Origin of the sequence: Janthinobacterium agaricidamnosum NBRC 102515 = DSM 9628 (genome assembly GCF_000723165.1) — a bacterium.
GTDB classification, from domain to species: Bacteria; Pseudomonadota; Gammaproteobacteria; order Burkholderiales; family Burkholderiaceae_D; genus Janthinobacterium; species Janthinobacterium agaricidamnosum.
On record NZ_HG322949.1, the window covers coordinates 5,054,783 to 5,073,235 of the forward strand.

20 protein-coding genes are annotated in these 18,453 nt (G+C 62.1%); 11 read left to right on the forward strand and 9 right to left on the reverse strand.

The window, feature by feature from the left end; all coding sequences use genetic code 11:
• Window positions 1-81: 81 nt before the first annotated feature.
• Entirely contained in the window at window positions 82-858 is a 777-nt protein-coding gene (locus GJA_RS21765; protein WP_038496515.1) for an enoyl-CoA hydratase, read from the reverse strand.
• Window positions 859-1,039: 181 nt separating this feature from the next.
• On the opposite strand from GJA_RS21765, the gene GJA_RS21770 reads away from it, so the two are divergent.
• A complete protein-coding gene (locus GJA_RS21770; RefSeq protein WP_242404684.1) occupies window positions 1,040-2,257 on the forward strand; it encodes an MFS transporter in 1,218 nt (405 codons plus the stop codon).
• A gap of 124 nt (window positions 2,258-2,381) precedes the next feature.
• Window positions 2,382-2,819, forward strand: coding sequence for a universal stress protein (locus GJA_RS21775; protein WP_038496518.1), 438 nt, complete (start codon window positions 2,382-2,384; stop codon window positions 2,817-2,819).
• Window positions 2,820-2,878: 59 nt separating this feature from the next.
• On the opposite strand, the gene mltA is transcribed toward GJA_RS21775, so the two are convergent.
• A complete protein-coding gene (mltA, locus tag GJA_RS21780; RefSeq protein ID WP_242404685.1) occupies window positions 2,879-3,895 on the reverse strand; it encodes a murein transglycosylase A in 1,017 nt (338 codons plus the stop codon).
• On the opposite strand from mltA, the gene GJA_RS28365 reads away from it, so the two are divergent.
• Together GJA_RS28365 and GJA_RS27885 are read left to right on the forward strand one after the other, a co-directional pair.
• The gene (locus tag GJA_RS28365) at window positions 3,795-4,136 is read left to right on the forward strand and encodes a hypothetical protein (RefSeq protein WP_242404693.1); all 342 of its coding nucleotides are present in this window, start codon (window positions 3,795-3,797) and stop codon (window positions 4,134-4,136) included. The genes mltA and GJA_RS28365 overlap by 101 nt on opposite strands.
• Window positions 4,117-4,266 (forward strand): hypothetical protein, encoded by a 150-nt coding sequence (locus GJA_RS27885; protein WP_167541140.1) that lies wholly within the window; start codon window positions 4,117-4,119, stop codon window positions 4,264-4,266. Before GJA_RS28365 ends, GJA_RS27885 begins: the two co-directional genes overlap by 20 nt.
• Before the next feature lie 119 nt (window positions 4,267-4,385).
• Here the strand turns inward: GJA_RS27885 and apaG are convergent, their stop codons facing one another.
• Complete coding sequence (gene apaG / locus GJA_RS21785) at window positions 4,386-4,760, reverse strand: Co2+/Mg2+ efflux protein ApaG (RefSeq protein ID WP_038496519.1); 375 nt, start codon at window positions 4,758-4,760, stop codon at window positions 4,386-4,388.
• A gap of 165 nt (window positions 4,761-4,925) precedes the next feature.
• Here apaG and rpe point away from each other — a divergent pair, with 165 nt between their 5' ends.
• From rpe to GJA_RS21820, 7 genes are all read left to right on the forward strand, one after another.
• Window positions 4,926-5,591: a ribulose-phosphate 3-epimerase gene (gene rpe / locus GJA_RS21790; RefSeq protein WP_038496521.1), complete on the forward strand. Its 666-nt coding sequence runs from the start codon at window positions 4,926-4,928 to the stop codon at window positions 5,589-5,591.
• A 1-nt stretch (window position 5,592) separates the two neighbouring features.
• Window positions 5,593-6,285, forward strand: a complete 693-nt coding sequence (locus tag GJA_RS21795; RefSeq protein WP_038496524.1) for a phosphoglycolate phosphatase — start codon at window positions 5,593-5,595, stop codon at window positions 6,283-6,285.
• A gap of 201 nt (window positions 6,286-6,486) precedes the next feature.
• Window positions 6,487-7,995 (forward strand): anthranilate synthase component I, encoded by a 1,509-nt coding sequence (gene trpE, locus GJA_RS21800; protein WP_038496527.1) that lies wholly within the window; start codon window positions 6,487-6,489, stop codon window positions 7,993-7,995.
• A gap of 1 nt (window position 7,996) precedes the next feature.
• On the forward strand, window positions 7,997-8,560 hold the full coding sequence (locus GJA_RS21805; protein WP_038496530.1) for an anthranilate synthase component II: 564 nt from the start codon (window positions 7,997-7,999) through the stop codon (window positions 8,558-8,560).
• Window positions 8,561-8,633: 73 nt separating this feature from the next.
• Window positions 8,634-9,668 carry an anthranilate phosphoribosyltransferase gene (gene trpD, locus GJA_RS21810; RefSeq protein ID WP_038496533.1) on the forward strand — a complete coding sequence of 345 codons (1,035 nt, stop codon included), beginning with the start codon at window positions 8,634-8,636 and terminating at the stop codon, window positions 9,666-9,668.
• A 148-nt stretch (window positions 9,669-9,816) separates the two neighbouring features.
• Complete coding sequence (gene trpC, locus GJA_RS21815; RefSeq protein ID WP_038496536.1) at window positions 9,817-10,617, forward strand: indole-3-glycerol phosphate synthase TrpC; 801 nt, start codon at window positions 9,817-9,819, stop codon at window positions 10,615-10,617.
• 26 nt (window positions 10,618-10,643) lie between these two features.
• Window positions 10,644-11,138 carry an energy transducer TonB gene (locus GJA_RS21820; protein WP_144241618.1) on the forward strand — a complete coding sequence of 165 codons (495 nt, stop codon included), beginning with the start codon at window positions 10,644-10,646 and terminating at the stop codon, window positions 11,136-11,138.
• Between the two features lie 6 nt (window positions 11,139-11,144).
• Here the strand turns inward: GJA_RS21820 and GJA_RS21825 are convergent, their stop codons facing one another.
• The 6 genes from GJA_RS21825 to GJA_RS21850 all read right to left on the reverse strand — a co-directional run bounded on the left by GJA_RS21825 (window position 11,145) and on the right by GJA_RS21850 (window position 18,396).
• On the reverse strand, window positions 11,145-12,281 hold the full coding sequence (locus GJA_RS21825; protein WP_242404598.1) for a GGDEF domain-containing protein: 1,137 nt from the start codon (window positions 12,279-12,281) through the stop codon (window positions 11,145-11,147).
• A gap of 116 nt (window positions 12,282-12,397) precedes the next feature.
• A complete protein-coding gene (locus GJA_RS21830; protein ID WP_038496545.1) occupies window positions 12,398-14,212 on the reverse strand; it encodes a M61 family metallopeptidase in 1,815 nt (604 codons plus the stop codon).
• A gap of 35 nt (window positions 14,213-14,247) precedes the next feature.
• Window positions 14,248-14,814, reverse strand: coding sequence for a nucleotidyltransferase family protein (locus GJA_RS21835; RefSeq protein WP_038496548.1), 567 nt, complete (start codon window positions 14,812-14,814; stop codon window positions 14,248-14,250).
• 22 nt (window positions 14,815-14,836) lie between these two features.
• On the reverse strand, window positions 14,837-17,059 hold the full coding sequence (locus GJA_RS21840) for a xanthine dehydrogenase family protein molybdopterin-binding subunit (protein ID WP_038496552.1): 2,223 nt from the start codon (window positions 17,057-17,059) through the stop codon (window positions 14,837-14,839).
• A 10-nt stretch (window positions 17,060-17,069) separates the two neighbouring features.
• On the reverse strand, window positions 17,070-17,528 hold the full coding sequence (locus GJA_RS21845; protein ID WP_038496553.1) for a (2Fe-2S)-binding protein: 459 nt from the start codon (window positions 17,526-17,528) through the stop codon (window positions 17,070-17,072).
• 142 nt (window positions 17,529-17,670) lie between these two features.
• On the reverse strand, window positions 17,671-18,396 hold the full coding sequence (locus GJA_RS21850; protein WP_038496555.1) for a DsbC family protein: 726 nt from the start codon (window positions 18,394-18,396) through the stop codon (window positions 17,671-17,673).
• Window positions 18,397-18,453: the final 57 nt, after the last annotated feature.

Sequence of the window (18,453 nt, forward strand, 5' to 3'; positions counted from 1 at the left end):
TTTTCTTTTCTGCTACAGCGCCGTTTCCGACGCTCCCTTTTGCTCAGCAACGAGTGCCATTCATCGGGGAGGCGTATCATATCAAAGACCGTCGAACTTTGGCAAGCGCTTTTCCAGGAACGCTTGCATGCCTTCTTTCTGGGCCGGCGTACCGAAAGCGGCGTGAAATAAACGGCGCTCGTAAGCGACGCCTTCGGTCAGCGTGGTGTCGAAGGCGCGGTTGACGCAATCCTTGATCATCATCGCCACCGACGTCGGCATCGCGGCGATGGTGGCCGCGGCGGCCAGGGTTTCTTCGATCAGCTTGTCTGCAGGCACCACCCGCGACACCAGGCCGATGCGTTCCGCCTCGGCCGCGTCGATGGTGCGGGCGGTCAGCAGCAAGTCCATCGCCTTGGCCTTGCCGATGGCGCGCGGCAAACGTTGCGTGCCGCCGGCGCCCGGCGTGACGCCGACCTTGATTTCCGGCTGGCCGAATTTGGCGTTGTCGGCGGCGATCAGGAAGTCGCACATCATCGCCAGTTCGCAGCCGCCGCCCAGCGCATAACCGGCGACCGCGCCGATCACCGGCTTGCGCACGCGCAGGATATGTTCCCAGTTGCGGGTGATATAACCATCCTTATAGGTATCCGGATAAGTGTAGTCGACCATCGCCGCGATGTCGGCGCCGGCCGCGAACGCTTTTTCGCTGCCGGTCAGCACGATGCAGCCGATATTGTCGTCGGCATCGAAGGCATGCAAGGCGTGGCCCAGCTCATTCATCATATTGTCGTTCAGCGCATTCAGCGCCTTCGGACGATTCAGGCGTATCAGTGCGACCTTGTCGTGGATGGCGATGATCAGATCTTCATATTGCATGTCAGTCTCCTATGGATGGAACACGGTGTGGGCGATTGTAGCGTTTATCTCAGCCATGCCCACTATATGGAGTCAAGCGCCGCTGTTATTATTGGTGGCCTAAACCTGCCTTGATAGCGAGCACCTTATTCTTGCCTCCCTGCGTACCTACTGGATAACCAAGCTGAGCGGCGACCGCCTGCTGGCCAGCGCCGACTTCCGCCGCTTCTGGTTCAGCAGCGCGCTCCATGGCTTCGGCGCGCAAATCACCACCCTCGCCTTGCCGCTGTGCGCGGTGTTGCTGCTGCATGCGACGCCGGAACAGATGGGCATGCTGGTCGCCTTGCAGGCGGTGCCGTTCGCGCTGTTCGGCTTGCCGGTCGGCGTGTTGCTCGACCGGCGCAGCAAATTACCGATCATGCTGTTCAGCGAATCGATGTCCGGCATCGCGCTGGCCAGCGTGGCACTCGCGTACTGGTGCGGCGTATTGTCGATGCCGTGGCTGTATGTGGTCGGCTTCTTGATCGGCACCGGTTTTGTCGTCGGCGGCAGCGCTGAACAGGTATTCCTGACCTTCCTGGTCGGACGCGAAGGCTTGATCGATGCACAAGCCAAGTTTGCCACCACCGATTCGGCGTCGCGGCTGGTCGGCCCCGGCATTGCCGGTTTGCTGGTGCAATTGCTGAGCGCGCCGGTGGCGATCCTGGTGACGGCGTGCGGCTATCTGGTGTCGATACTAAATTTGCGGCGCATGAGCGTGCGCGATCCGCGCCCGCCGCCATCGAACCGGCATCCGCTGCGCGAAATCAAGGATGGCCTCGTGTTTGTCTGGAACCATCCGCTGCTGCGTCCGCTAGCCTGGGGTGTCGGTGCCTGGCATTTGCTGTTTTACGCCAGCGCGGCGTTGACGATCTTATTTGCCACCCGCGTACTGGGCATGACACCGGGCATGCTGGGCATGGCGCAAATGCTGGGCGGCGCCGGCATTTTCGCCAGCTCGTTGCTGGTCAAGCCATTGACCCGGCGCTACGGCACCGGCCCGACCATCCTGATCGGCCTGGTCGCCACCACGCTCGGCTTCATGCTGACGCCGGCGATTCCAGCGGCACTGTTCGGCAGCCGGACCAATAGCGCGATCGCCTATGCCGTGCTGATATTCTTTTTCGATTGCGGCGTGATGCTATTCTTCATACCGTATATGGGCTTGCGCCAAAAAGTCACGCCGGACGCCTTTCTCGGCCGCATGACATCGACCATGCGGTTCCTGACGGTGGCAACCGCGCCGCTGGGCGCGCTGGCGGCCGGCTTCATCGCCGAACATTTCGGCGTACGCAGCGGCATGGCCTGCGTCGCCGCCGGCAGTGTCGCCCTGACACTGGGAATGATCTTCGGCTCGCCGTTGCGTAGCGTGCGCACCTGAATCGGCGAAGGCGTCTACACTGTTTGTTGACACATCAGCAAAACATACGTTGAGTTTGATTTATATCAAGGTTTTTATTGACCTGTATCCATAAGCTGGATGACTACATCAACCGGAGAACGCCATGTTTACCAAGATCTTATTGCCTACCGATGGTTCGCCTTTATCGGACAGCGCCACAGTCACCGTCATCGAATTCGCCAAACTGAATCAAGCCGCCATCGTCGCCGTCAGCGTGGTGCAGCCGCTGCCATTTGCGCCGCTCGGCGATGGCAGCATCGTGCTCGACGCCAGTGAATATGAGCACCAGATGCGGGTATCGGCGCAGCACAACCTGGATAAAGTGCAGGCCGCCGCGCGCGCCGCCGACGTGCCGTTCGACGGCGTGGTGGCGCTGTCGCCCAGCCCGTATGAAGAAATCGTCGCCGCCGCCAGCAAGTTTAATTGCGACATCATCATCATGGCGTCGCATGGCCGCAAAGGCTTGAATAAGTTGTTTATCGGCAGCGAGACGCAAAAAGTGCTGGCGCACACCACCTTGCCGGTGATGGTCTTGCGCTGACCAGGATCACCGCGCCGGCCGTATCATGCCGGCGCGGCGCATCGCGTGACTTACCGCGATCAGCGGGCCGGAGTCTGCTTCGGCAATAACACCCACACCATGCCGCTCTGTTTCATGCGGCCGGCGTTTTCGGCCGCCTCGGTACCAAATCCAAAGAAATAATCGACCCGGATAGCACCGCGAATCGCACCGCCGGTATCTTGCGCCATCACCAGCCGCTGCATCGGGATATCGCTGAACGGTTGGGTGGTCGCCAGGAATACCGGCGTTCCCAGCGGCACGTAACGAGCGTCGACCGCGACCGAGCGCTGCGGCGTCAACGGCACGCCCAGCGCGCCTTTCGGACCGACTTTCGGGTCCGGCAAGCGTTCTTCCTTGAAGAACACATAACTCGGATTCGCGTTGAACAATTCATTCTGGCGTGTAGGATGGCCGGCGATCCACGCCTTGATGCCTTGCGCCGACGCCTGGCTCGCCGTCAGCTCGCCCTTCTCGACCAGGTAGCGGCCAATCGACTTGTACGGATAACCGTTCTGGTCGGCATAGGCGACGCGCACGGTTTCCTGGCTATCCGTCAATTGCACGCGGCCGGAACCCTGCACTTGCAGGAAAAACGCCTCGACCGCATCGTCGACCCACATCAATTCCTTGCCGCTCACGTCGGCGCGCTCAATCTCGGCACGGGTCGAATACGGTACCACTTTCTTGCCGCTCAGGCGGCCGCGCAAACGCATGCCTTTCAATTCCGGATACACGCTGGCCAGGTCGACGGTCAGCAAATCGTCCGGCACGCGATACAACGGGGTCTGGTACGGACCGCCGCGCTTGCGCGCGCCATGCAGCAGCGGTTCGTAATAACCGGTGACCAGGCCAGTGCTGGCGCCATCCGGCGCGATGACCTGGTTCGGCACGAAGAAACTTTCAAAGAATAAACGAATCGCCTTGTCGTCGCTGCTCTTGACTTGCTTGGCGATCATGCACGGCTCTTTCCAGTCCGCCCGTTTGCTCAAGGCATTACAGGACGCCATGAACGCCGGCCAGGCGGCGCGTAAATCGTCTTTTTGCCAGCCCGGCAAGCTGGAAAAACTGACCGGCGCGAATTGCGGCTTCTCGGCGGCGGCCGCGTCAGGCTTAACGGCCGGCTCCGCAGGTTTCGATGGCGTGGGTTTGACAGGCGGCGTGGCCGGCAATACCGGTGCCGGCGGCAACGGCGTGCTGGTACAGGCGGCCAGCGAAAGTGCGACGACGGTCAATGAAACGAGTAGACTACTGCGTGTGAATAACATAAGGAATCGGTATGTGGGTATTAATCATTGAAGCGTTGGTAGCGTTTTTCCTGCTGGTATTCATCGTGTGGTGGACCATGTATTCGGGCAAGAAGCCGACACCACCGATCCAAAAGAAACAATTGACGGATCAACAGTCCGAGCAAGACAAGCTGAAGTGACGCAATGGCGGCGCACGTCATGGCCATGCGATGCAGGCGCCACTATATAACGTATGGCTTAGAAGCTATCCCAGTAGATGAATACGCCCTCTTCTGGCGCTCGCTACTGGGATAGGTCCTTAATGCAGCGTGCGCGGTAGCGACAGCATGAATTCCGGGATCTCGGCCTCGAAGCGGTGACCGTCTTCCGCCACGCAGAAATATTCGCCGCGCATGGCGCCTTGCGGCGTCGCCAGCGCGGTGCCGCTGGTGTATTCGAATTGCTCGCCCGGCTGCAGCAGCGGCTGATGGCCGACCACGCCGAGGCCGCGTACTTCTTCCTTGCCGTTATTGGCGTCGGTGATGACCCAATGGCGCGAAATCAGTTGCGCGGCTACCGTGCCGGTATTCTTGATGCGGATCGTGTACGTGAAAACATGCTTGCCGCGCTCGGGGTCCGACTGTTCCGGCAGGTACTGCGTTTTGACCGTGACCGTAAATTCATAAGATGCCATCGAAATTCCTCAAATTAGCTGTAATGATGGCTGGCGCGCGGCACGCGTTCACCGGAGTTTTTGTTGTCGTGCCCCACAGTTTATGCCAAATAATGGATTTCAAAAAAGCGTGGCGTGAACGGCAAGCGTAAAATGGCGCATCTTTTTTAATCGCAAGCCCATATCATGACAACATTCCGCATCGCTCCCAGCATCCTGTCTGCCGATTTCGCCCGTCTCGGCGAAGAAGTGCGCAATGTCGTCGCCGCCGGCGCCGACATCATCCACTTCGACGTGATGGATAACCATTATGTTCCCAACCTCACCATCGGCCCGCTGGTCTGCGAAGCGATCCGCCCGCACGTCCAAGTGCCGATCGACGTGCACCTGATGGTCAAGCCGGTCGACCGCATTATCCCGGATTTCGCCAAGGTCGGCGCGAACATCATCACCTTCCATCCGGAAGCGTCGGAACATCTCGATCGTTCGCTGCAATTGATACGCGACAACGGCTGCAAGGCCGGCCTGGTGTTCAATCCCGGCACGCCGCTGCATTTCCTCGACCACGTGATGGACAAGATCGACATCATCCTGATCATGTCGGTCAATCCCGGTTTCGGCGGCCAGTCCTTCATTCCCGAAGCGCTGAAAAAAATCGCCGCGGCGCGCCGCCTGATCGATGAATCCGGCCGCGACATCATGCTGGAAGTCGATGGCGGCATCAAGATCGACAACATCGCGGCGGCGGCAAAGGCCGGCGCCGACACCTTTGTCGCCGGTTCGGCGATCTTCGGCAAACCGGACTACAAGGCCGTGATCGACGCGATGCGCGCAGAATTGGCAGGCGTTTAAGATGGCCGACAGCACCGTGTTGCGCGGCGTACGAGCCGCAATTATCGACCTGGACGGCACTATGCTCGACACCGTGCCCGACTTCCATATCGCGATCAACCGCATGCGCGCAGAATTCGAACTGGAACCAATCAGCGCGGAACGCATCCAACTAATGGTCGGCAAGGGTTCGGAAAACCTGATCCGCGCGGTGCTGGCCCTCGATTTCGAACCAGCCGGCGTGGCCAGCCGCTTCGAGGCGGCGATGGAGGCCTACCAGCGCCATTACCTGGCCATCAACGGCGACGGCAGCACGCTGTATCCGGACGTGGTCGCCGGACTGGAAGCAATGAAGGCGGCCGGCTTGCGGCTGGCGTGCGTCACCAACAAGCCGGTCGCCTTCGCTGTACCGCTGTTGCAACAAAAAGGGTTGTACGGGTTTTTCGAGATTATTTATGGAGGCGATTCACTGGCCAGGAAAAAACCGGACCCGTTGCCGCTGCAGCAAGTGTGCCGCGACTTCGGCCTGGCGCCAGCCCAGGTGGTGGCCATCGGCGACTCGTCGAATGACGCGCAAGCGGCACGGGCTGCGGCTTGCCCGGTGTTGACGGTGCCTTATGGGTACAATCACGGACACTCTATACACGAAACCGATTCCGATGGTATAGTTGACACGCTGCTTCAAGCGGCCAACCTTATTAGCATGCACAATTAAACAGCATACTGACCAAACTAATCATGTTTCCCAACGAAAAACACAATGTTAACCAAACCGGCTCGATTGAGGCCTGGCTTTGGCGACGCTGGCAATCCTGGGCTAAGTAACCCAAGTAGTGATTGCTGCCGGCGGCTTGCACGCATCCGGCAGGTTTTTTGAAAACCCTCCGCCATCCAAACTGGCGGCATGGAGAGAAACATGACCGAACTCGAATTCAAATCCCTGGCCACCCAAGGTTTCAACCGCATCCCTTTGATCGCGGAAGCCTTCGCCGACCTCGAAACCCCGCTGACGCTATACCTCAAGCTGGCGCAGAGCCAGAATGGCGGCAAGAATACCTTCTTGCTGGAATCGGTCGTCGGCGGCGAGCGTTTCGGCCGCTTTTCCTTCATCGGCCTGCCCGCCAAGACCGTATTGCGCAGCTTCGGCAGCCGCACCGAGATCGTCAGGAACGGCGCCGTGATCGAAACCCACAACGGCAATCCGCTCGACTTCATCGAACAATACCAGGCCCGCTTCAAGGTTGCGCTACGTCCTGGCATGCCGCGTTTTTGCGGCGGCCTGGCCGGTTATTTCGGTTACGACACGGTGCGCCACATCGAGAAAAAACTGGCCGCCAGCGCGCCGAAGGATGACCTGGGCTTGCCCGACATCCAGCTGATGGTGACCGAAGAACTGGCGGTGATCGATAACCTGTCCGGCAAGCTGTATCTGATCGTGTACGCCGACAGCGGCGCGCCGGAAGCCTACGCGAAAGCCCGCCACCGCCTCAAGGATTTGCGGATGATGCTGCGCCGCGGCCTCGATGCGCCGGTCACATCGAGCTCGGTGCGTACCGAAACCATCCGCGATTTCAGCAAGGAAGACTACCTGAAGGCGGTCGCCAAGGCCCATGAATACGTGATGGCCGGCGACTTGATGCAGGTGCAGATCGGCCAGCGCATCCGCAAGCCCTACGTCGATTCGCCGCTGACGCTGTATCGCGCGCTGCGTTCGCTGAACCCGTCGCCGTATATGTACTTCTACAATTTCGGCGACATGCAAATCATCGGCGCGTCGCCGGAAATCCTGGTGCGCAATGAAAGCGTCAGCAACGCCGATGGCGAAGACAGCAAGAAAGTCACGCTGCGGCCGATCGCCGGCACCCGTCCGCGCGGCTCGACGCCGGAACGCGACGCCGAACTGTCGGCCGAACTGCTGGCCGATCCGAAGGAAATCGCCGAACACGTGATGCTGATCGACCTGGCACGCAACGACATCGGCCGCATCGCCGAAACCGGCAGCGTCAAGGTCACCGACCGCATGGTCATCGAAAAATACTCGCATGTGCAGCACATCGTGTCGAACGTCGAAGGCACGCTGGAGGCGGGCCTGTCGAATCTCGACGTGCTGCGCGCCACCTTCCCGGCCGGCACCCTGACCGGGGCGCCGAAAGTGCGCGCCATGGAGGTGATCGACGAGCTGGAAATCAGCAAGCGCGGCATCTACGGCGGCGCCTGCGGCTACCTGTCGTTTGGCGGCGAAATGGACGTGGCGATCGCGATCCGCACCGGCGTCATCAAGGACGGCATGCTGTACGTGCAGGCTGCGGCCGGCATCGTCGCCGACTCGATCCCGGAAATGGAATGGCAAGAAACTGAAAACAAGGCGCGCGCCGTATTGCGCGCCGCCGAACAAGTGCAAGATGGCCTGGATGGGGAGTTCTGAGATGCTGCTGATGATCGACAATTATGACTCCTTCACCTATAACATCGTGCAGTATTTCGGCGAACTGGGCGAAGACGTCCGCACTGTCCGCAACGATGAAATCACCATCGCGGAAATCGAAGCGCTGAACCCGGACCGCATCTGTATTTCCCCCGGCCCGAAAGCACCGGCGCAAGCCGGTATTTCGATCGAGGTGCTGAAACACTTCGCCGGCAAGAAGCCGATACTCGGCGTCTGCCTCGGCCACCAGGCCATCGGCGAAGCATTCGGCGGCAAAGTCATCCGCGCCAAGCAAGTCATGCATGGCAAAACTTCATTAATCGCGCATACCGGCGTGGGCGTCTTCAAGGACCTGCCCAGCCCCTTCACAGTGATCCGCTACCACTCCCTGGCGATCGAACGCGCCTCGTTTCCGGCTTGCCTGGAAGTGACGGCCTGGACCGACGACGGCGAGATCATGGGCGTGCGCCACAAGGAATTCGATATCGAGGGCGTGCAATTCCACCCCGAGTCGATCCTGTCGGAACACGGCCACGCACTGCTGAAGAATTTCCTCGACCGCTGAGATGTGAACGGCGCGCCCGCGCCCCTGCCACATTCCGGTTTCGTCCTGCGCCATTACTGAAGAAGGAAGCATCATGCCGATCACCCCACAAGAAGCCCTGCTGCGCTGCATCGAACACCGTGAAATTTTTCACGACGAAATGCTGTACCTGTTCCGCCAGATCATGTCCGGGCAAATGTCCCCGACCATGATCGCCGCCCTGACCATGGGCTTGCGCGTCAAGAAGGAAACCATCGGCGAAATCGCCGCCGCCGCGCAAGTGATGCGCGAATTCTCGACCAAGGTGCCGATGGCGAACACCGCCGGCCTGCTCGACATCGTCGGCACCGGCGGCGACGGCGCGCACACCTTCAATATCTCGACCGCCTCGATGTTCGTCGCCGCCGCGGCCGGCGCGCGCGTCGCCAAGCATGGCGGACGCAGCGTGTCGTCATCGTCCGGCAGCGCCGACGTGCTCGAATCGCTGGGCGCCAACATCAACCTGAAGCCGGAACAGATCGCCCAGTCGATCGCGCAAACCGGCATCGGCTTCATGTTCGCACCGAACCACCACGCGGCGATGAAACACGCGTCGCCGGTGCGCCGCGAACTGGGCGTGCGCACCATTTTCAACATCCTCGGACCGCTGACCAATCCGGCCGGCGCGCCGAACATCCTGATGGGCGTCTTCCACGCCGACCTGGTCGGCATCCAGGTGCGCGTGCTGCAACGCCTCGGCGCGCAGCATGCGGTGGTGGTGTGGGGCCGCGACAATATGGATGAAGTGTCGCTCGGCGCCGGCACCATGGTCGGCGAACTGGTCAACGGCGAAATCCGCGAATACGAAATCCATCCGGAAGACTTCGGCCTGCACATGATCGCCAGCCGCAACCTGAAGGTGGCCGACGCCATCGAGTCGAAAGACAAGATGATGGAAGCGCTGCACGGCGTGCCCGGCGCGGCGTCCGACATCGTCGCGCTCAACGCCGGCACCGCGCTGTATGCGGCCGGCGTGGCCAGTTCGATCGCCGATGGGCTGGAAAAGGCCCGGCTGGCGGTATCGTCCGGCGCGGCCATCGCCAAGCTGAACCAGTTTGTGCAAGTGACGCAGCAACTGGGCAGCAATTAACCGTAGCAACAATGTCATGTCCGGCATCCACGATTTCATCTTGATCTTCTTTGCCGGTATATCTCATTTTCAAGGCATGTTCTGATGCCATTTCCAAGCCTTGCACAATCAAGGCTGGCTCCCACAACTTCTTTACCTGAATCCCATCATGTCCGATATCCTGAATAAAATCCTGGCCGTCAAGGCCGACGAAGTCGCTACCGCGAAAAAGCACCGCAGCCTGGCCAGCCTGCGCAGCGACGTTGAAAACAATCCCGGACTGCGCAAGGACATGCGCGGTTTTGAGGCCAGCCTGCGCAGCCATATCGCGGCCGGTTCGGCCGGCATCATCGCCGAAGTCAAGAAAGCATCGCCGTCGAAAGGCGTGATCCGCGCCGACTTCCGCCCGGCCGACATCGCTGCCAGCTACGCCTCGCACGGCGCGGCCTGCCTGTCGGTGCTGACCGACGAACAATTCTTCCAGGGCTCCGCCGAGTACCTGCAACAGGCGCGCGCCGCCTGCAATATCCCGGTGCTGCGCAAGGATTTCATGATCGATATGTACCAGGTCTATGAAGCGCGCGCGATGGGCGCGGACTGCATCTTGCTGATCGTATCGGCGCTGGACCATGGCTTGATGGCAGAACTGGAAGCATGCGCGCACGAACTGGGCATGGGCGTGCTGCTGGAAAGCCATGACGGCGATGAACTGGAAGCGGCGCTGAAATTGAAGAGCGGCCTGATCGGCATCAACAACCGCAACCTGCGCACCTTCGAAACGTCGCTGCAAACCACGCTGGACCTGATGCAGCGCGTACCGCAGGAAAAGCTGGTGATCACCGAATCTGGTATTCTGACGACCGACGACGTGACGCGCATGCGCGAAGCGAATATCCACTCCTTCCTGGTCGGCGAAGCGTTCATGCGCGCGCCGGATCCGGGCGTGGAATTGAAGCGCTTATTCAGCTAACTCAGCTAACAAAAATGACGGTCCCGGTGAAAAAATTTGCACGCTGCGTTACACTGGGATTGGCCAGCCTGATATTGTCACTGTCGGCTTGCCGGAAAACCCCGCCGCACCTGCCATCGGCGCCGGCCGAAACGCCGCCGCAGCCAGGCGCCGCAGTGCCGCCGCCGACACCGCCGCCGATGAACACCATCGACGACTACAAGGCGCTGGTGGCGCAGCAAATCCTCGATGCGAATACCGCCATCACCTTCAGCGGCCGCTTGCCGGCGATGCTGCCGGCGATCGTGGTAGTCAACCTCAGCATGGACCGCGACGGCAAGCTGGTCAATGTCGCCATCAAGCGTTCGCGCGACAGCGCCGCGTCGACAGTGGCGCTGGCGGCGGTGCGCCGCGCCGGACCGGACTTCGCCAAGCCGCGGCATTTACTGCCGCGCGGACGCAAGACGCTGGATTTCTCCGAAACGTTTTTATTCGACGACGCCTACCGCTTCCAGTTGCGCAGCCTTGCCGGGCCGCAGTAACATCCGTCAAATTCCATCGATTTCAATCCGGTCGCGGCCATTTTCCTTGGCCCGGTACAGCGCGTCATCGGCGCGGCGCAGCAAGCCATCGGCATCCTTGCCGAGCAGCGGCTGGCAGGCGATGCCGATGCTGGCGGTGCAAGGCGGCACACCATCCGTGCGCGGCCGGCGCAGCGCCTGCTGGATATCGCGCGCCGTCAGCATCGCCTGCTCCAGCTGCGTATCCGGCAGCAGCACGATGAATTCCTCGCCGCCGAAACGCGCCAGGTGATCGCCGGCGCGCAGCGTCGCGCCGATCAGGCCGGCCACATGCACCAGCACCCGGTCGCCCATCGCATGGCCATGGCTGTCGTTGATCGCCTTGAACAGGTCGAGGTCGATCGCCATCAACGCCGCCGGCCGCGCGCTGGCGGCTTCCTTGTCCAGCGCGTCGGCAAAGCCGCGCCGGTTCAATACCTGCGTCAGCGGATCGCGGTGGGCGCGCTGCTCCAGCACGACTTGCAGGCGCCGCGTGGCCACCGCCATGAATCCGACCGGCAGCAGCAAGGTCATGAAATTGGTCATCGCCAGATACAGGCTGTGATACGGCCCGCCATGCGACAGGTCGGTGCCGGCGCCGCCATCGGTCAGCGCCATCAGGCCGCGATGCAGCATGCTGGCCGATTGCAGCAATATCATCAAGCCGAAAAACCAGGTCGACAAATGGCGTTCGCCATGGCGCACGATGGTCAGCAGCATGGCCACATGCAAGGACATCATCAGGAAGGAAAAGGCCGCGACGCGGGCCGGGAAGTCGGCAGAAAGATACAGCCAGCGCACCATGCAAGCGAGTCCCAGCAGCCAGGCCAGGTGGAACAGCCGCCAGTCGGGCCGCACGCCATAAAAGCGCTGGGTACCGATCAACAGCAAACCGCCGCCCCACAACAGCACCGAGTTAGCCAATGGCAGCAGGATGATGGGTGCGACCTTGCCGTTCAGGGCGAACAGCGCGCTGGCCAGAATCAGCAGGACCAGCCCCAGCGACCAGTGGCCGATGCCGCGCACGCTGGCGGGAAAACTGCGCCATGCGGCGAACAGCACCAGCGACATCGCTCCCGCCATCAGGGTCGACATCAGGATAACGGTGGCGGGATCGAGTTTCAAGGATGGAGGTGGCAGAAACAGCGCATCTGGCCGGCAAAGAATTACGAGCCGGAAATTGTATCTTGAAACCGCGCGGCGGCGGCACAGGGCCGCCCGCCGGCGCGATGAGGATTACATCAAGATGCCGTAGGACGCTTCAGTCCGGCCGCTTTTTTACCAGCCGGCAACACGCTGAGGGTCACGCCCGGCACCCGGTCGCCCTGCAGCTTGACGCTAAAGGTCATCAATTCGTCGCGCCGGAACGCGTGCACGGCGATGTCGGCGCCGACCTTGTAGCGGCCCAGCAGGGTTTCCAGGTTGTACGGATTGCCCGACACGCGCAAGCCGTCGAACGCCACCAGCACGTCGCCCGCCGACAAGCCGGCCAGGTGCGCCGCGCCGCCCTGGTGTACCTGCGCCAGCTTGGCGTCGTTGCCGTCGCGGCCCAGGCCGACGTCGAGGCTGGGCTTGGCCGGCTTGCGTTCATCCGCATACTTGACGCCGAACGGGGCCAGCAATTTCGCCAGCGGCACGTCGTCGGTGCCACGGATATAACGTTCGAAGAACGGCTTCATCTTGATGCCGCTGATTTCGTCGAACAGCGCCTCGACTTCGGCCGGCGTCACGCCACGGCCCTTGCTCGGATAAAAATCGCGGCCGTAACGCTGCCACAACGCGGCCATCACATCGTCCAGCGATTTCTTGCCGCCGGTCTTGCTGCGGATGGTCAGGTCGAACGCCAGCGCGATCAGCGAACCCTTGGTGTAATAACTGACGATGGCGTTCGGCGCGTTTTCATCCTGGCGGTAGTATTTTGTCCACGCGTCGAAACTGGAATCGGCCACGCTTTGCTTGTTGCGGCCGCTGCCGCGCAACACGCTGTTGACGGTCTTGGACAGCAGCTTGAAGTACGCGTCTTCATCGATCAGGCCGGCCCGCACCAGCATCACGTCGTCGTAATAACTGGTGAAACCTTCGAACAGCCACAGCAGCGGGGTATAACTTTCCGCTTCCAGCTTGTATGGCGCGAACGCGGCCGGCTTGATGCGCTTGACGTTCCAGGTGTGGAAATATTCGTGGCTGCACAAGCCGAGGAATTTCAGGTAGCCGTCGCTCAATTCCTGGTTCGGTGCGGCGGTGCTCGGCAAATCGGCGCGCGCGCACACCAGCGCGGTCGACGCGCGGTGCTCCAGGCCGCCGTAGCCGTCGCCGACCACCATCGTCATGAACACATAACGGTCCATCGGCGCGCGCCTGGTTTTCGGTTCGAAGAATTCGATCTGGGTTTCGCAAATCGCCTTCAGGTCGGCCGACAGGCGGGCCAGGTCCAGGTTCGGCACGCGGCCGGTAAACACGATATCGTGCGGCACGCCATGCGCCTTGAAGGTCGCCAGCGCAAAGTCACCCAGCTCGACCGGATGGTCCATCAATTCATCGTAATTCGACGCCAGGTAAGTGCCGAAGCCGTAGCGCCTGGCGCCCAGTTCCGGCAACGAGGTGGCCACGCGCCAAGTCTTGCAGGCGGCGTCCAGCGGACGCTGGATATCGACCTGGTGCGGTTCGGACTCCTGGCCCAGCACGCGCAGGAACACGCTGCTGCCGTTGAAGAAACCGTGGGTCTGGTCGAGGTGGGCGGCGCGCACCGACAAATCCCACGCATAGACTTCATACAAGACCGTCAGCGGCTCCTTGCATGGCGCGGCTTGCCAGGAATGTTTATCGAGCTTGGTCAGCGCGACGCTCTTGCCATTCGATTCGGCGCTGATGCGCACGATGTTGCGCGAGAATTCGCGGATCATGTAGCTGCCCGGTATCCATGCCGGCAGCGAGAAAATCTGTCCCTGCGCAGCCGGCGACTGCACCGTCAGCGAGACCTGGAACATATGGCCGGCCAGGTCGCTGGCGACGATGGCATACGCGATGCCGGCGGTTTTCTTTACTGGTTTCTTCATTATCATCCTCAGTGTGGAACGCGTCTTTTGATGGATTACAAATCCGCGCGCGTGTCGATGTCTCGTAAAATTCCCATGTCGTCCACGGCCACTTCAACGCTCGCATGGCTCTTGATGATATTGCGCGCGCCCTGGTCGCCATCGAGCGCCAGCAGCAGCGGCAAGTAGACATGGCTGAAGGCGACCGGATTGCCGCGCTTGCCCTGGAAGACAGGCACGGCAATATCGGCGCCGCGCCCTATCGCGGCCGACAAGCCAAGGATTGTAGCCGGTTCCACATGCGGCATGTCGCCCAGCGCGATCAGCCAGCCCGGCGCGCCGCGCGTGTAATCGATCGCATGCGTCAGCGACGCCGCCATGCCGGTGTCGGCATCCGGACAGACCCGGACTTCGCAGCCAAGCGCGCCCAGCGCCTGCGCCACCCGGTCGTCGCCGGGGCGCACCACCGCGACTACCCGGGGCAGCGCGGCCAGCAGATTCCTGGCGCTGGCGACCACCACCGCGTCGCCGTTGGCCAGCGGCTGCAACAGCTTGTTTTGCACACCGGAAGGGTCGAAACGCCTGCCCCTTCCGGCTGCCAGCAAGATTCCTACCGTGCTCACTGGATTACTCACCGCGCTCCCGTCATGCCGTCGCCAGGTCGAACGGCAGCTTGCGCAGCCGCTTGCCGGTCAAGGTGAATACGGCGTTGGCCAGCGCCGGCGCCAGCGGCGGGAAGCCCGGCTCGCCCATGCCGGTCGGCGCGTCGGCCGACGGCACCAGGTGCACCGCGACCAGCGGCATGTCCGGCAGGCGCGCGACCGGGTAGTCGCCGAAGTTTTGCTGCTCCACCACGCCATCCTTCAGCGTGATGGCGGCGCCCGGCAGGGTGGTGCCGAGCGCCATCAGGATCGCGCCCTGCACTTGCGCCTCGATCGTCAGCGGGTTGACGGCCTGGTTGCAATGCACGCCGGCGGTCACCGTGTGCAGCTTCGGCACGCCATCCGTCACCGATGCGGTGACCACGTAGGCGACCACCGAATTGAACGATTCGTGCATCGCCACGCCCCAGGCCTGGCCTTTCGGCAGCGCCGTCTTGCCATAACCGGACTTGGCCACCGCCAGGTCGAGCGCCGCGATATGCCGCACATGCCTGGCGCCCAGCAGCTGCTTGCGGTACGCCACCGGGTCGACGCCGGCCGCGTGCGCCGCCTCGTCGATCAGGGTTTCCATGACAAACGCGGTGTGGGTCGAACCGACCGAGCGCCACCACAGCACCGGCACGTTGTCGGCGGCATTGTGCACCGACAGGTTCAGCGGCACGTCATACGGCTCGCCCATGCCTTCGATCATGGTGCCGTCGATGCCGTTCTTGACCATGAAACCGGCCAGCGGGGTGTTCGAGGTGATCGACTGGCCGACGATGGTGTGGTCCCAGGCCAGGATCTTGCCCTTGCCATCGAGCCCGATCTCGGCGCGGTGCACATGGGCCGGACGGTAGTAGCCGCCCTTGATATCGTCTTCGCGGCTCCACATCACCTTGACCGGGCCGCTGTGGCCGGCCGCGCGGTAAGCCTTGGCCACATTGACCGCCTCGACGATGTAGTCCGAGGTCGGGATCGCGCGGCGGCCGAAACCGCCGCCGGCGGTCATCGTGTGCAAGGTCACCTGCTCCGCCTTCAGGCCGGAGGTGGCGACGATCGCCGCATGGTCGAAGGTTTGCATCTGGGTGCCGGCCCATACGGTGCAGGAATCGGCCTTCAGGTCGACCACGCAGTTCAGCGGCTCCATCGGCGCATGCGCCAGGTAAGGGAATTCATAGACCGCGCTGATTTTCTTCGGCGCCGCCGCCAGCGCCGAAATATCGGCCTTTTTGGCGACCAGGCCGGGAGTCGCCGCCAGCGCCTTGTAGGCCGCCAGCTGCTTGACGCTGTCGGTCTTTTCGACGGCGCTGCTGTCCCAGTCGATCAGCAAGGCGTCGCGGCCCTGCTTGGCCGGCCAGTAGCCGTCGGCGATCACCGCCACGCCGCGTCCGCCGCGGTCGGTCGCCACTTCAACCACTTGCAGCACGCCCTTGATGGCCTTGGCCTTGCTGGCGTCCAGCCTGGCCACCTTGGCGCCGAACACCGGCGGCCGCGCCACCACCGCGACCTTGGTGCCGGCCGGCTTGAAGTCCAGGCCGAATTGCTGCGTGCCGTTCGACTTGGCGCGCGCATCCAGGCGCTTGGTCGGCTTGCCGATGAAATTGAAATCCTTACTGTCCTTGAGCTTGACGCTGGCCGGCACCGGCTGTTTCATCGCCGCGTCGGCGAACGAACCGTAGCTGGCCTGTTGTCCGGCCGGGCCGATCAGCATGCCTTTCGAGGTCTTGACCTGGTCCGGCTTGACCTTCCACTGCTGCGCGGCGGCGGCCACCAGCATGGCGCGGGCGCGCGCGCCGATTTCGCGGTACTGGGTGTACGAGTGGGCGATGGTGCCGGAACCGCCGGTGATCTGCATGCCGAACGCCGGGTCCTTGTAGGCGTCGCCGGCCGGCGCCAGTTCGCCGCGCATTTGCGACCAGTCGGCGTCGAGCTCCTCGGCCAGTATCATCGGCAGCGCGGTTTGCACGCCCTGGCCGAATTCGAGCCGGTTGATGATCACGGTGACGCTATTGTCCGGCGCAATGCGCAGGAAGGCGTTGGGCTGGTACACCGCCGCCTTGGCATCCTGGGCGCGCGCCATGCGGTTGGCGCCGGGGATGAAAAAGCCCAGCACCAGGCCGCCGCCGAGAGCGGCGCCGGCCTTCATGAAACTGCGGCGCGACACGCCGCCGCTGGAGGCGGCCGCGGCGGCGATTGCATCTTGATTGATCCATTCGATACGCATGTCGGTCCCCTTAAGCGAGCGTGCTGGCGGCGTCTTTGATGGCCGCGCGGATACGTTGATAGGTACCGCAGCGGCAGATATTACCGCTCATGGCGCCGTCGATGTCGGCGTCGCTCGGTGTCTTGTTGGTTTTCAGCAGCGCCGTGGCGCTCATCACCTGGCCGCTTTGACAGTAGCCGCATTGCGGCACGTCGTGGCGCACCCACGCATCCTGCACCGCCTTGCCGACATGGTCGCCTTGCATCGCCTCGATGGTGGTGATCTTTTGTCCGGCCGCCGCCGAAATCGGCGTGATGCAGGAACGGATAGGCGCGCCGTCCAGGTGCACGGTGCAAGCGCCGCACAGCGCCGCGCCGCAGCCGAACTTGGTGCCGGTCATGTTCAGGTTGTCGCGCAAGGCCCACAGGATCGGGGTCGAAGGGTCGGCGTCGACCTGTGTGTCGCGCCCGTTGATATTCAGGGTAATCATCTGATGCTCCTCTTTGTTGACTGCGTTTTTGCGGGTGAAAACGGTGGGGGAATCCCGGGTACAACTGCATAACTGTGTGCTGATATAAAAACGGCGCGCCGGATGCGGGCGCGCCGTGCTGCACTGGCGACTGCCCAGGATGTTATTGCTTGATCGAAGACAGCTTCGCTTCCAGTCCCTTCAGGTCGATCGCGCCCGGAATGCGGCTGCCGTCGCTGAAGAAAATCGTCGGCGTGCCGTTGACGCGCAATTTCTGGCCCAGCGCCAGGATCTTGTCGTTCGGCGTGGCGCAAGCGGCCGGTGCGGGCGGCACGACTTTACCGTTCAACATCCAGTCATCCCAGGCCTTGTTGCGGTCGGCCGCACACCAGATGTTTTTCGACTTGACGAAGGAATCGTCCGACAGGATGTTGTACAGGAAGGTGTAGACGGTGACGTTGTCGATGTCTTTCAGCGTGGTCTGGCGGAAGCGCTTGCAATAACCGCAATTCGGATCTTCGAACACCGCGATGACGCGCTTGCCATTGCCCTTGACCAGCTTGAGCGCCTGGTCGAACGGCAGGTCGGAGAACTTGATGCGGTTGACTTCGTCGATCCGTTCCTTGGTCAAGTCTTGCGAGGTCCTGGCGTCGAACACGTGGCCGACGATCAGGTATTGCGCATTCTTGTCGGTGTACAGGATGTCGCCGCCGGTGCGCACCTCGAACAGGCCAGCGTACGGGGTTTCCTTGACCGAGTCGACCTTGGCGCCTTCGCCCAGGCGCGGTTCGATCAATTTCTTGATATTCGCTTCCAGCGGCGTTTCCGCACCGGCGCACGACATCAGCAACCCCGAAAACAGCAGCAACGCGATCTTACTTTTCTTCATAACCTCTCCGGTGACTTCTTTGAAAGAGGATCGCCGCACGTCGCGACGGCAATCCGG